At 58.4% G+C, this 13,862-nt stretch carries 9 protein-coding genes; 8 read left to right on the forward strand and 1 reads right to left on the reverse strand.

The window, feature by feature from the left end; all coding sequences use genetic code 11:
- Nucleotides 1-126 precede the first annotated feature (126 nt).
- Both BN871_RS02765 and BN871_RS02770 read left to right on the forward strand, forming a co-directional pair.
- Nucleotides 127-621: a VanZ family protein gene (locus tag BN871_RS02765; RefSeq protein WP_198157996.1), complete on the forward strand. Its 495-nt coding sequence runs from the start codon at nucleotides 127-129 to the stop codon at nucleotides 619-621.
- A gap of 213 nt (nucleotides 622-834) precedes the next feature.
- Nucleotides 835-1,905 carry an SDR family oxidoreductase gene (locus tag BN871_RS02770; protein WP_021877957.1) on the forward strand — a complete coding sequence of 357 codons (1,071 nt, stop codon included), beginning with the start codon at nucleotides 835-837 and terminating at the stop codon, nucleotides 1,903-1,905.
- Nucleotides 1,906-1,955: 50 nt separating this feature from the next.
- Here the strand turns inward: BN871_RS02770 and BN871_RS02775 are convergent, their stop codons facing one another.
- Nucleotides 1,956-2,339 carry a helix-turn-helix domain-containing protein gene (locus BN871_RS02775; protein WP_048744330.1) on the reverse strand — a complete coding sequence of 128 codons (384 nt, stop codon included), beginning with the start codon at nucleotides 2,337-2,339 and terminating at the stop codon, nucleotides 1,956-1,958.
- Nucleotides 2,340-2,633: 294 nt separating this feature from the next.
- Here BN871_RS02775 and BN871_RS02780 point away from each other — a divergent pair, with 294 nt between their 5' ends.
- The 6 genes from BN871_RS02780 to BN871_RS02805 all read left to right on the forward strand — a co-directional run bounded on the left by BN871_RS02780 (nucleotide 2,634) and on the right by BN871_RS02805 (nucleotide 13,772).
- A complete protein-coding gene (locus BN871_RS02780; protein WP_021877959.1) occupies nucleotides 2,634-3,914 on the forward strand; it encodes an RICIN domain-containing protein in 1,281 nt (426 codons plus the stop codon).
- Between the two features lie 512 nt (nucleotides 3,915-4,426).
- On the forward strand, nucleotides 4,427-5,491 hold the full coding sequence (locus BN871_RS02785; RefSeq protein ID WP_232312771.1) for a serine hydrolase: 1,065 nt from the start codon (nucleotides 4,427-4,429) through the stop codon (nucleotides 5,489-5,491).
- Nucleotides 5,492-5,822: 331 nt separating this feature from the next.
- Entirely contained in the window at nucleotides 5,823-9,263 is a 3,441-nt protein-coding gene (locus BN871_RS02790) for a discoidin domain-containing protein (protein WP_374725871.1), read from the forward strand.
- Between the two features lie 119 nt (nucleotides 9,264-9,382).
- Nucleotides 9,383-9,967 carry a class I SAM-dependent methyltransferase gene (locus tag BN871_RS02795; protein WP_048744332.1) on the forward strand — a complete coding sequence of 195 codons (585 nt, stop codon included), beginning with the start codon at nucleotides 9,383-9,385 and terminating at the stop codon, nucleotides 9,965-9,967.
- A 382-nt stretch (nucleotides 9,968-10,349) separates the two neighbouring features.
- Entirely contained in the window at nucleotides 10,350-12,101 is a 1,752-nt protein-coding gene (locus BN871_RS02800) for a methyl-accepting chemotaxis protein (RefSeq protein WP_048744334.1), read from the forward strand.
- Nucleotides 12,102-12,290: 189 nt separating this feature from the next.
- Nucleotides 12,291-13,772 carry a YdiU family protein gene (locus BN871_RS02805; RefSeq protein WP_048744336.1) on the forward strand — a complete coding sequence of 494 codons (1,482 nt, stop codon included), beginning with the start codon at nucleotides 12,291-12,293 and terminating at the stop codon, nucleotides 13,770-13,772.
- The last annotated feature ends 90 nt before the right edge of the window (nucleotides 13,773-13,862 follow it).

Consider the following 13,862-nt stretch of genomic DNA (forward strand, 5'->3'; position numbering starts at 1 on the left):
GGATTTAAGAAAAACCTTATCTTTTGCCGAGCGTGGCTTAAGCTTTCTCTCTTATGCTTATCGGACAACAGAAGACGAAGGAGAAGCTCATGCCCATGACGATACGAAAAAAAAGCGCCGATGCTTATGCTGCTGGCCGCATATCTGTACCTTTTGGTTAAAATCATTCTGTTCAAGTTTGGTCCTGTAGATCTCCGGTTATTGGGGGAGCAGCTGATGCATATCCCAGAGAGGGCGGAATCGATCCGGGGCCGCTTCGCGGCGACGGCGAACCTGACGCCTTTCCAATCCATCCGTCAAAATCTGCATCATCTTCAAAGCCGCCATCAATTCATCAACTTCACCGGCAATATCGCCCTATTCATCCCGCTGGGCTGGTTTGCCCGGCAGGAGACGAGACTGAACGCTCTCGGAGCGGCCGTCATGTCGGCAGCGGCAAGCTTGCTGCTGGAAAGCTCCCAGGCTCTGTTCATGATGGGAACCTTCGATGTGGACGACATCATCCTGAACGGATTTGGAGGGCTGCTCGGCTACGCGGTCTTGGCGGCGGCTCCTTCGCTCGGACGGAAGCGGCCTGCCGGGAAATCGACGCTGGCCGATCCGGAAGGCAGCGCCGGCTGAATCCCGAGGAGAGGAGGAAGCGCTTGATTGCTGCAGACAGCGTCTAACGGTTGAAGATATGTGCCTGAAGGCGGAGCGAGCATGGAAAGCAGGGACTTGAACAAGACAGGGACAGGTACCTGGAGGTGCTCCAGTGACCTGGAAGTGCGGACTTACAGCCTCGTTCGAAAAGCTCCATAATCGGCTTATGACAAGTCAAGGAGCTGAACGAATTTGAAGAAAAGCCAGGACAGCAAACGCAAAGTCGCTCTGGTAACAGGAGCTTCTGGAGTAATTGGCCGCAACCTGATCGAACATCTGGCATCCCTGCCGGACTGGGAAATCATCGGAGTGTCGCGCAGAGGCGGCGAACCGTCGGCCCGTCTCCGCTATATAGCCGCAGACCTGCTCGACCCCGCCGATTCAAGAGAGAAGCTCGGGGGATTGAGCGGCGTGACGCATATCTTCTATGCCGCCTATCAGGACCGGCCGACATGGGCGGAGCTGGTGGAGCCCAATGTGGCGATGCTGGTCAACACGGTCGATGCCGTCGAAGCGGCCGCTCCCGGCCTCCGCCATGTCAGTCTCATGCAGGGCTACAAAGTCTACGGAGCCCATCTCGGACCGTTCAAGACGCCGGCCAAAGAAACCGATGCCTATCATATGCCGCCTGAATTCAATGTGGATCAGCAGCAGTTCCTGGAGGAGCGCCAGATCGGAAAGTCATGGACATGGTCGGCCATGAGGCCGTCCGTCGTCACAGGCTTCGCCCTCGGCAATCCGATGAATCTGGCCCTGGTCATCGCCGTGTATGCCTCCATATCCAAGGAGCTGGGCATCCCGCTGCGGTTTCCCGGCAAGCCCGGCGCTTACGGCAGCCTGCTCGAGATGACCGACGCCGGACTGCTGGCCCGCGCGACCGTATGGGCGGCGACGGATGAGAGATGCGCCAATCAAGCTTTCAACATCGCCAATGGAGACCTGTTCCGTTGGGACGACATGTGGCCGCGCATCGCTTCCTATTTCGGGATGGAAGCAGCTCCTCCGCTCCCGATGTCTCTGTCGACGGTCATGGCGGACAAGGAGCCGCTATGGAACCGGATGAGGGAGAAATACGGCCTGGAGCCTCATCCCTACAAGGAGGTGTCTTCCTGGGGATTCGGAGATTTCGTGTTTTCCTGGGACTATGACTTTTTTGCGGACAGCTCCAAGGCCAGACGCTTCGGCTTTCATGAATTCGTCGATACCGAGAAGCGGTTCAAGGAGATCTTTGATGATTTGCGCCTTCGCCGCATCATTCCATGATTTTTGTTCTTTCTCACCAAAAACCGTGCCTTGGCACGGTTTTTGGCGAATCATAGGCTGTCGTCGTCCCGGCTGTCTGGAGAATGCAGCACGATCGCCGCTTCTCCGTAAGCCTGTCTGATATAGGATTCTCCCCACAGGCACATCGAGTGCAGGAGCGGCTCCAGCGTCCGGCCGAACCCGGTCAGGTCGTATTCCACCCGCGGAGGGATCTCGTCGTAGGAAATCCGTCTCACGATGCCGGAATGCTGAAGCTCCCGCAGCTGCTGGGTCAGCACCTTCTGGGTGATGTCCGGGATGAGCCGGAGCAGCTGGCCGTTTCGTTTCATACCGAAGGTGAGATGAAACAGGATGACGGGCTTCCACTTTCCGCCGATCGCTTCCAGCGCGGCCTCGACAGCCGTACGGAAGACTTTGGGCTCTTGCGTATTCATAACGGTCACCTGCGATTCGAGAAATGGATATGCCTTCATGCTAACAAAGGTCGCAGGGAAGGACAACAGCCGAAAGACGTCAGGGGGCGGATCCGATGCCGGATCGATGCCGCACCCGAAATCCAGTGACCCTAAATAATGGGAATTTACTTTTATGGAGATAGGTTCATAATAAAATAGCATCCGTTATTAGTTTCCATTTTTCGATAGGGAGGTGCGAAGAGCCTGAAGGGCGAACAACTGAATCCTTTTGAAAGCGCTTCATAATTAAACGAAGGAAGAGGAGGAAATGACATGGAAGCAAAAACGAGAATGAGAACGATTGCGATGCTTGCGATGGCCGTCGTTCTTCTGATCAGCCTGGGAGGTGTCCGCATGCCTTCAGCCCAAGCGGCGCCGACCTGGAACCTGTCCTGGAGCGATGAATTCAACGGAGCGTCCGGCTCCGCGCCGGATGGCAGCAAATGGGGCTATGACATCGGCGGCGGCGGATGGGGCAACAACGAGCTGGAATATTACACGAACAGCCGCAACAACTCCTACCTGGACGGCGGCGGAAATCTGGTCATCAAAGCGATCAAGGAGAACGTCGGCGGCATGTCCTACACTTCCGCCCGCCTGCTGACCAAAGGCAAGTTCAACCAAGCCTACGGCAAATTCGAAGCCCGCATCAAGCTTCCTTACGGCCAAGGCATCTGGCCGGCCTTCTGGATGCTCGGCAACAACATCGACTCTGCCGGCTGGCCGGGCAGCGGCGAGCTCGACATCATGGAGTACCTGGGCCATGACACCAGCACCGTTTACGGAACCGTGCATGGTCCCGGTTACTCCGGCGCCGGAGGCATAAGCAAGGCCTACAAGCTTCCGAGCGGCTCGTTCAAGGACGCCTTCCATGTGTTTGGAGTCGAGTGGGAGCCGACGCAAATCCGCTGGTATGTAGACGGCAATCTGTATCATACGTTCAACAAGAGCCAGCTCGGAGCGGGCCAGACATGGGTGTTCGACCATCCGTTCTTCATGATCATGAACCTCGCTGTCGGCGGCAACTGGCCGGGCAACCCGAACGCTTCGACGGTATTCCCTCAGACGATGACCGTCGATTATGTCCGTGTCTATACGCAAGGAACGTCGACCTCTTCGCCGATCGAAGCCGGAGCCGTCTACAAGCTGATCAACGTCAACAGCAACAAGGCGCTTGATATTTATGCAGCAGGAACCGCAGACGGCACCAATGTCCAGATCTACACGGACAACGGAACCGGAGCCCAGCGCTGGCAAGCAGTCGCAAATGCGGATGGAACGTTCAAGCTGATCAATCCGGCGAGCGGCAAGGCGCTTGACGTCGCTGGGGCGGGGACAGCCGACGGCACGAATGTGCAGATCGCGAATCAGAACGGCAACAACGCTCAGAACTGGAGAATCATCGACAACGGGGACGGCAGCTTCAAGGTCATCGGCGTCGGCAGCAACAAGGCGCTTGATGTCGCCTCGTCGGGAACCGCTGACGGCACCAACGTGCAGATCTGGACCGACAACGGCACGGGTGCGCAGAAGTGGCGCTTCGTGAAGGTATAAGCAGGACAACGAATGCCAGAAAGAACGCTGCGGACTGCGGCGTTCTTTTTTTTGTCTGCATAAGCTGAAATTCCGCGCTTGAAGTACGGCAAGAGTCATCCTCGGGCGACTCCATCAGATTGGCGATGAAGAAGCCGGACGCTCTCCTTGTATGCCCGGTATTGTAGAGAGCCATGGAGAGATACACCTTCAAGGCCCGATTGCCGGGAAATTCCGCTACTCCCTGACGCAGAACACGCACAGCCTCGGAATAACGCCTCCAATATCGGTATGTGCTTCCCGGTCCCAGCAAGCATCGTTCCCGGTCCGGTCCTGAGAGTCCTTGCTCCAGAGCCTTTTCATCCTATGGAATGGCCTTGATCACTACCAGATGTCAATCACGCCGGAAAGGGAACATTCGCCTATAACAGAGTCGGCATTGCCAACCGCTGCGTATTGATGGAAGATAAAAGGAGGAGCATCATTCGCCGCAGCTTGCGGCGGCCGAGATGGCCAAAGGAGGAGGCAGGTTCATGGGAGAGATGGACGAATCCCGCATTGACGCATTCATGGAGCAGGAGGTCAGGGACGGACATTTGCCGGGAGCCGTGCTTGCTGTAGCCGTCCAGGGACAGCCTGTCCTGAGGAGAGCCTACGGCTGCAGAGCCGTCTATCCGCAAAAGGAAGCCATGGAATGGGACACCGTATTCGATATGGCTTCCTTGACGAAGGTGCTGGCCACGCTGCCGGCCATTCTCAAGCTGGCTGGAGATGGCAGGCTTTCTATGGACGACACGATAGGCGGCCATATCCGCGGGTATGCGGATTACGCCGAGCATCCCATCACGATCCGTCATCTGCTGACCCATACATCCGGCCTTCGAGCCGGACTGCCTATGAAGGAAGTGATGGCGATGAACAGGGAAGAGCTGCTGGAGCGCGTGCGGAGCGAACGTCCGTTGAGCACGCCGGGCAAGGAGGTCGTCTACAGCGATCTCGGCTTCATTCTGCTGCAGCTTATCGCGGAGCAGGCGGCCGGGGAACCGTTTACTTCGTTTTTGGAGAGGGAGATCTACGCTCCTCTGGGGATGAAGGATACGGGGTTTCTTCCGTCATTCGAACCTTCCCGATACGCCTCCACGGAATACTCCGAGGTAGCAGGAGCTTACAAGCGCGGCGTCGTCCATGACGAAAAGGCGGAGCGGATGGGAGGAATAAGCGGGCACGCGGGATTGTTCTCCACCGCGGAGGATGTGCTGAAGTTCGCATCCATGATTCATGCCGGAGGAAGGCATGAAGGAAGGGAGATCTTGGCGGAATCATGGCTGGCAGAAGCTCGGCGGAACCAGACTCCCTTCGCCGGCGAATTCCGCGGCTTGGGCTGGCAGCTGGCCAATCCGGACAGCCCGAATTCCGCAGGAAGCCTGCTGTCGGCGGCATCCTATGGCCATACCGGCTTTACGGGGACGAGCATTTGGTTCGATCCGGAGCGGGAGCTGCAGATCGTCCTGCTGACCAACCGGGTCCATTTCGGCCGCACGGACGCTATTCTGCGGATCCGGCCCCAGCTTCATGATCTGATCTCGTCTTGTTTCTAGAGACGCGGATCCAAAAAAGCGATTTGGAGAGGCCCGATGCCATAGGCATCGAGGCCTTTTGTTTTCCTCCGGCGCCATCGTCGGGAAAAACATAGAATCGCACCTCTTTTCCGTAAGATCGCGACTCCATCATGGGGCAAATCAACCTTTATAATGAGGATGCATGTCCGTGAAAGGAGGATCGCCAACCAATCATCCCAGCGAAGAAGGTGATGGCAGCCCAAGAATTGAAAGCGCTTTGAATTTGGAATATACGGATTTGGCCGACCTGCTGATTCAGTCGTATTCAAGCGATTATGCCGCGAACCAATCGAACCCGAGGAGGACTATAATGCGTATCCGCACTAAATATATGAACTGGATGTTGGTGCTCGTCCTGATCGCCGCCGGCTTCTTCCAGGCTGCCGGCCCCATCGCTCCCGCCACCGCTGCAGGAGGCGCGAATCTGACGCTCGGCAAAACCGTCACCGCCAGCGGCCAGTCGCAGACGTACAGCCCCGACAATGTCAAGGACAGCAATCAGGGAACTTACTGGGAAAGCACGAACAACGCCTTCCCGCAGTGGATCCAAGTCGACCTTGGCGCCAGCACGAGCATCGACCAGATCGTGCTCAAGCTTCCGTCCGGATGGGAGACTCGTACGCAAACGCTCTCGATACAGGGCAGCGCGAACGGCTCGACGTTCACGAACATCGTCGGATCGGCCGGGTATACATTCAATCCATCCGTCGCCGGCAACAGCGTCACGATCAACTTCAGCGCTGCCAGCGCCCGCTACGTCCGCCTGAATTTCACGGCCAATACGGGCTGGCCAGCAGGCCAGCTGTCGGAGCTTGAGATCTACGGAGCGACGGCGCCAACGCCTACTCCCACGCCTACTCCAACACCAACGCCAACGCCAACACCAACGCCAACCCCTACAGTAACCCCTACGCCTTCGGCCACGCCGACTCCGACTCCTCCGGCAGGCAGCAACATCGCCGTAGGGAAATCGATTACAGCCTCTTCCAGCACGCAGACCTACGTAGCTGCAAATGCAAATGACAACAATACATCCACCTATTGGGAGGGAGGAAGCAACCCGAGCACGCTGACTCTCGATTTCGGTTCCAACCAGAGCATCACTTCCGTCGTCCTCAAGCTGAATCCGGCTTCGGAATGGGGGACTCGCACGCAAACGATCCAAGTTCTTGGAGCGGATCAGAACGCCGGCTCCTTCAGCAATCTCGTCTCTGCCCAGTCCTATACGTTCAATCCCGCAACCGGCAATACGGTGACGATTCCGGTCTCCGCGACGGTCAAGCGCCTCCAGCTGAACATTACGGCGAACTCCGGCGCCCCTGCCGGCCAGATTGCCGAGTTCCAAGTGTTCGGCACGCCAGCGCCTAATCCGGACTTGACCATTACCGGCATGTCCTGGACTCCGTCTTCTCCGGTCGAGAGCGGCGACATTACGCTGAACGCCGTCGTCAAGAACATCGGAACTGCAGCTGCAGGCGCCACGACGGTCAATTTCTACCTGAACAACGAACTCGCCGGCACCGCTCCGGTAGGCGCTCTTGCGGCAGGAGCTTCTGCAAATGTATCGATCAATGCAGGCGCCAAAGCAGCCGCAACGTATGCGGTAAGCGCCAAAGTCGACGAGAGCAACGCCGTCATCGAGCAGAATGAAGGCAACAACAGCTACTCGAACCCGACTAACCTCGTCGTAGCGCCGGTGTCCAGCTCCGACCTCGTCGCCGTGACGTCATGGTCGCCGGGCACGCCGTCGCAGGGAGCGGCGGTCGCATTTACCGTCGCGCTTAAAAATCAGGGTACGCTGGCTTCCGCCGGCGGAGCCCATCCCGTAACCGTCGTTCTGAAAAACGCTGCCGGAGCGACGCTGCAAACCTTCACGGGCACCTACACAGGTTCCCTGGCAGCAGGCGCATCCGCGAATATCAGCGTGGGCAGCTGGACGGCAGCGAGCGGCACCTATACCGTCTCGACGACGGTAGCCGCTGACGGCAATGAAATTCCGGCCAAGCAAAGCAACAATACGAGCAGCGCGAGCCTCACGGTCTACTCGGCGCGCGGCGCCAGCATGCCGTACAGCCGTTACGACACGGAGGATGCGGTGCTCGGCGGCGGAGCTGTCCTGAGAACGGCGCCGACGTTCGATCAGTCGCTCATCGCTTCCGAAGCATCGGGACAGAAATACGCCGCACTTCCGTCCAACGGCTCCAGCCTGCAGTGGACCGTCCGTCAAGGCCAGGGCGGTGCAGGCGTCACGATGCGCTTCACGATGCCCGACACGAGCGACGGCATGGGCCAGAACGGCTCGCTCGACGTCTATGTCAACGGAACCAAAGCCAAAACGGTGTCGCTGACCTCTTATTACAGCTGGCAGTATTTCTCCGGCGACATGCCGGCTGACGCTCCGGGCGGCGGCAGGCCGCTCTTCCGCTTCGACGAAGTCCACTTCAAGCTGGATACGGCGTTGAAGCCGGGAGACACGATCCGCGTCCAGAAGGGCGGTGACAGCCTGGAGTACGGCGTCGACTTCATCGAGATCGAGCCGATTCCTGCAGCGGTTGCCCGTCCGGCCAACTCGGTGTCCGTCACCGAATACGGCGCTTTCGCCAATGACGGCAAGGATGATCTCGCCGCCTTCAAGGCTGCCGTGACCGCAGCGGTAGCGGCCGGAAAATCCCTCTACATCCCGGAAGGCACCTTCCACCTGAGCAGCATGTGGGAGATCGGCTCGGCCACCAGCATGATCGACAACTTCACGGTCACGGGTGCCGGCATCTGGTATACGAACATCCAGTTCACGAATCCCAATGCATCGGGCGGCGGCATCTCCCTGAGAATCAAAGGAAAGCTTGATTTCAGCAACATCTACATGAACTCCAACCTGCGTTCCCGTTACGGGCAGAACGCCGTCTACAAAGGCTTTATGGACAATTTCGGCACTAATTCGATCATCCATGACGTCTGGGTCGAGCATTTCGAATGCGGCATGTGGGTCGGCGACTACGCCCATACTCCTGCGATCTATGCGAGCGGGCTCGTCGTGGAAAACAGCCGCATCCGCAACAATCTTGCCGACGGCATCAACTTCTCGCAGGGAACGAGCAACTCGACCGTCCGCAACAGCAGCATCCGCAACAACGGCGATGACGGCCTCGCCGTCTGGACGAGCAACACGAACGGCGCTCCGGCCGGCGTGAACAACACCTTCTCCTACAACACGATCGAGAACAACTGGCGCGCGGCGGCCATCGCCTTCTTCGGCGGCAGCGGCCACAAGGCTGACCACAACTACATCATCGACTGTGTCGGCGGCTCCGGCATCCGGATGAATACGGTGTTCCCAGGCTACCACTTCCAGAACAACACCGGCATCACCTTCTCGGATACGACGATCATCAACAGCGGCACCAGCCAGGATCTGTACAACGGCGAGCGCGGGGCGATTGATCTGGAAGCTTCCAACGACGCGATCAAAAACGTCACCTTCACCAACATCGACATCATCAACGCCCAGCGCGACGGCGTTCAGATCGGCTATGGCGGCGGCTTCGAGAACATCGTGTTCAACAACATCACGATCGACGGCACCGGCCGCGACGGGATATCGACATCCCGCTTCTCGGGACCTCATCTTGGCGCAGCCATCTATACGTACACGGGCAACGGCTCGGCGACGTTCAACAACCTGGTGACCCGGAACATCGCCTATGCAGGCGGCAACTACATCCAGAGCGGGTTCAACCTGACGATCAAATAGGCTGCAAAAAAAAAGGAAGCTCCTCGGAGCTTCCTTTTTTTGCTTGTACGCGGCGGGATGAGGGATAATGGCTTCGAGGAGCGTCGTCATCCGCAATCGATGTGAAAAGGAGAAATATGATGAAGGAGAAATTCAGTCCATCTCTGATTGAAAGAATGGAGAGCGAGGAACGGAAGGAGCAGCTGCCTCCCGGCAGGCTGCTTCAGGCTCTGAGGATCGGGAACGGCATGACGGTGCTGGATATCGGGGCAGGAACGGGCTACTTCTCCTTTCCGGCGGCATCTCTCACAAGCGGGCAAGTTGTCGCGGCCGACCCGCAACCGGAGATGATCGCGTATATGCAGGCCAAAGCGAAGGAAGAGAACCTGCCTCAATTGCGGCCGGTGCTGGCATCCGCAGAACGGCTGCCGCTGCAGGACCGATCCGTCGACCGGGCTATCGCCTCGCTGGTGCTTCACGTGACCGACACGGTCGAACAGCCGATCCGGGAGCTGGCCCGCGTTGTGAAGCCAGGCGGCCTGCTGTTCATCCTCGAATGGATGAAGAAGCAGGATGAAGCCCGGATTCCGCCTCCGAGCCGTGTCGAGCCGCAGGAGATGGAGGAGATGCTGCTCCGATACGGCTTCAAGGTCATTAGGCTCGATTATCCGACGGATAGGCATTACCGGATGATCGCCGAAAGGGAAATGGAGAAGGGACGGTGAGAGAAGGTCCGTTGTTTCTCTATGCGCATTCGCATACAGGCTCAAATCGTGCATGGCAAGAGCGCAGCACCACCCCGCAGCGGGCTGCCGGGAGGGCGGCACAGCCGTGTGCGAGCAAGCAAAGGTTCCCGATCAAAGAGCCGTGTCGAAGACGCGGCTTCTTCAGGATGTACCGGTGAAACCCGATCGATGTCGGCTGCCTGGCCGTATCATGCTCGGCGCCGGGGGCTTTTTTTGGGCAGTGTCCGGAACCGGCCGCGGACAGCTTCGGCCAAATCATAGCCACGCTATCAAAAAGTTGTCCGCCTCAGGGAATGGTCTAAAGGATGGCCTCACGAATGTCGATATAATACTATCCCAACATGAGAGGTTGCCTATTAGAATGAAAAAATACCGGTTCTTGCCCAAACGAAGTCTGATTCGAACGAGCGTGCTGCTGCTGGCTGTCCTTTTGATCGGGGTGATGAGCCTGACCGCGGCTTTTGCCTATCAGAGCCAGAAAAATGAGTTCCACAACCAGCTGCGCGAATTGGGCAAGGCCATGCACGGTCAAGTACAGCTCAATGCTGGAAAAATCGCGGAAGCATCGGCCGTGCTGAACCGCAAGGAAGCCGCCACGACAGAAGCCTTCAAAGTGCTCAAGGCGCAGCTCGTCGCCATGTCCGCCGAAGATCTCGTCATCAGCAACGCCTATCTGATGCTGCCCGAAGCTTTGGAAGCCGGCGGCAAGCGAACCCTTGTCAATCTGCAGGGAAATACGGATGGCGACGCAATGCAGCCGGGCTCTGTCTACGAGATGTCCGATGTTTTTGAAAATGCCTTCAAGCAGGCGATGAAGGACGGCTACGCGTTGACGGTTCCTTATACCGATTCCGAAGGCGAGTGGGTATCGTATTTGTCTCCGATCAAGGACGGTCAAGGCAAGACGCTCGCCTTGTTCGGCGTCGATTTCCATTACGATGACGTCAAGACAAGCCTGTCCCGGATGTTGTGGAAGGATATTTTGGCCGGAGGCGGATTCACTATTGCTGCGCTCCTGCTCATCATCTATTTCGTGAACCGCACGCTCAAGCCGCTGAGGCAGCTGGCGGAAGTGTCGATGCTGGCGGCGCAAGGCGACCTGACCCAAGAAATTCCGGTCAAAAGCGAAAATGAAATCGGACAGGCAGCCGCAGCCTTCAACCGAATGATCGCCAGCCTGCGGGAGCTGACCGGCAACATCCAGCTGGCAGCGAGGAGCGTGTCCAGCTCCGCCAACCGGCTGCAGGACAGCTCAAGGCAAGCCGTGGAGGCAACGAATGAGATCGCCGCATCGACAGGCCAGGCGGCTGCCGGCTCCGAGCAGCAATTCCAGAGCACGAGAGAATGCCAGACGGCGATGACGGAAATGGCGATCGGTATTCAGCGCATCGCCGAATCCACCTCCATCGTATCGGAGCTCGCCGCCGAAACGTCGGAAAAAGCGGCAGATGGCGAAGGCGATATGGAGCGCGTCGTCGGGCAGATGAGAAAAATCGAAATCGATTTGAACGACACGGCAGCGATCATACGGGAGCTGGAGGAGCACGGGGGCAGAATCGGAGAGATCATGGCGATGATCTCGGAGATCGCGAGCCAGACCAATCTGCTCGCGCTGAACGCTTCGATCGAATCGGCTCGTGCGGGCGAGCATGGCAAGGGCTTCGCGGTCGTCGCCCAGGAAATCCGCAAGCTGGCCGAGCGTTCGGTGTCCTCTTCCAAGCAGATCACGGAGATTTTGTCGGCAATCGGCAGCGGCACGGGCGCGGCGGCGGATTCGCTGGAACGCTCGGCCCATGAAGCGAGGTATGGGACGGAAATCGCCCAGCAGACCGGTCTGACGTTCAGCTCCATCGTAAAATCGATTCAGGATGTGAACAGCCAGGTGCAGGAGGTATCGGCTTCCTCGGAGCAGATGTCGGCTGGAACCGAGGAGATCGCCGCCTCGCTCGACGAGCTGGAAAGGATCGCGGTTACCGCGGCTAAGCTGTCTGGCAGCATCGCTGCGGCGGCGGAGCAGCAAACCGCGGCCATGGGCGAAGTAGCCGGCTCATCGGAGCAGCTGAAGCAAATGGCGGAAAATATGACCCGAATCGTGAGCAAGTTCAGGATCTGATTTCTTCATCCAGGGAACAGCCTTTTCAGCCGCGCGCCTTGCGCGGCTGTTTTTCTGCTGTCCGCATGGCTAGATTTCGAAGATGCGAGGACTTGAAATCCGCATAAATCTCGATGAAGCGAGGAAAGCGGGCCGTCTCAGGGTATAATAAGGAAATGATGCCAAAATTCGAATTCCAATGGAGATGTTATGAAAGAAACGGATAGCAAGACCAGCTATGGCTGGAACTTCGACAACAGCTACGCCCGCCTGCCGGAGCTCTTTTTTACCCGGCTCGATCCCAAGCCTGTATCTTCCCCGAGCTTGATCGTGCTCAACGAGCGGCTGGCGGCTGCCATGGGACTGGATCCCGAGGCGCTTCGCGGCGGGCGGGGAGCTGAATTCCTCGCCGGCAATGCCGTTCCGGAAGGAGCGGAGCCGCTGGCCCAAGCCTATGCCGGCCATCAGTTCGGGCATTTCAACAGGCTCGGCGACGGCAGAGCGATCCTGCTCGGAGAACAGATCACTCCTGAGGGTCATCGGATCGATATCCAGCTGAAGGGGTCCGGACCGACGCCTTATTCCCGACGCGGCGACGGCAGGGCGGCTCTGGGGCCGATGCTGAGGGAGCATATCATCAGCGAAGCGATGCACGGACTCGGCATTCCGACGACGCGCAGCCTCGCCGTGACCGCAACGGGAGATGACGTTTATCGCGAATCCGTGCTGCCTGGAGCCGTCCTGACGAGGACGGCTGCCAGCCATCTGCGCGTCGGAACGTTCCAGTATGCCGCTCAGTGGGGGACGATGGACGTGCTCGAGCGTCTGTCCGACTATGCCTTGCAGAGGCATTACGCCGGACTCTGCAGATCGGACGACGCCGGCCGCCATCTCGTCCTGCTCCGGGGGGTCGTCGACCGCCAAGCTGCGCTGATCGCGAAGTGGATGCTCGCCGGCTTCATCCATGGAGTGATGAATACCGACAATATGGCGATCAGCGGGGAAACGATCGATTACGGGCCATGCGCCTTCATGGATGCCTTCGATCCGGCCACCGTGTTCAGCTCCATCGATTCGCAAGGGCGGTACGCCTACGGCAGCCAGCCGCACATCGGGGCATGGAACCTTGCCCGCTTGGCCGAGTCGCTGCTGCCGCTGCTGCATGACGACGAGGAAGAAGCGGTCCGGCTGGCCGAGCATGAGCTCAGAAGATTTTCCGATTCCTATGGCTCGCACTGGCTGAACGGAATGCGCGCCAAGCTGGGTCTGTGCAATGAAGAGCCTGAGGATCAAGAGCTCGTGGACGAGCTGCTGCGGCTGATGAAGGAGGAAAAGGCCGACTATACGAACACTTTCCGCTTCCTGACGACCGGCAAGCGGCTGCAGGGCGATACCCTGTTCGATTCGCAGGCATTCTCGGCCTGGATGGCCAAGCGGCAGGCGAGACTGGACAGGCAGCCGCAGTCGTCCGAGCAGTCCGCCGCTCTGATGCGCGCCAGCAATCCGGCGGTGATTCCGCGCAACCATCGGGTGGAAGAAGCGTTGGCGGCGGCGGAACAAGGAGATCTGAGCGTCATGGAAAAGCTGCTGTCGGCGCTGGAAAGCCCTTACGCCCATCGTCCCGGCCAAGACGAGTTCGCTGTTCCATCCGGACAGACCGCAGCCTCCTACCGGACATTTTGCGGAACCTGATTCCGGCTGCAGGACAGAGTCGAATTTTCGAAACATTACGGGCAGCATCAGCGTATAATCGCTTCAGTTTGGAAATTACAGGAGGAAACG

The organism is Paenibacillus sp. P22, from assembly GCF_000469945.2.
Lineage (GTDB): Bacteria > Bacillota > Bacilli > Paenibacillales > Paenibacillaceae > Paenibacillus_O > Paenibacillus_O humicus.

What these genes read in the sequence shown, in the direction of transcription:
- BN871_RS02765 (WP_198157996.1), top strand. Translation starts at nt 127, where the DNA reads ATGCTGCTGGCCGCATATCTGTACCTTTTGGTTAAAATCATTCTGTTC.
- BN871_RS02775 (WP_048744330.1), bottom strand. Translation starts at nt 2,339, where the DNA reads ATGAATACGCAAGAGCCCAAAGTCTTCCGTACGGCTGTCGAGGCCGCG.
- BN871_RS02780 (WP_021877959.1), top strand. Translation starts at nt 2,634, where the DNA reads ATGGAAGCAAAAACGAGAATGAGAACGATTGCGATGCTTGCGATGGCC.
- BN871_RS02785 (WP_232312771.1), top strand. Translation starts at nt 4,427, where the DNA reads ATGGGAGAGATGGACGAATCCCGCATTGACGCATTCATGGAGCAGGAG.
- BN871_RS02790 (WP_374725871.1), top strand. Translation starts at nt 5,823, where the DNA reads ATGCGTATCCGCACTAAATATATGAACTGGATGTTGGTGCTCGTCCTG.
- BN871_RS02795 (WP_048744332.1), top strand. Translation starts at nt 9,383, where the DNA reads ATGAAGGAGAAATTCAGTCCATCTCTGATTGAAAGAATGGAGAGCGAG.
- BN871_RS02800 (WP_048744334.1), top strand. Translation starts at nt 10,350, where the DNA reads ATGAAAAAATACCGGTTCTTGCCCAAACGAAGTCTGATTCGAACGAGC.
- BN871_RS02805 (WP_048744336.1), top strand. Translation starts at nt 12,291, where the DNA reads ATGAAAGAAACGGATAGCAAGACCAGCTATGGCTGGAACTTCGACAAC.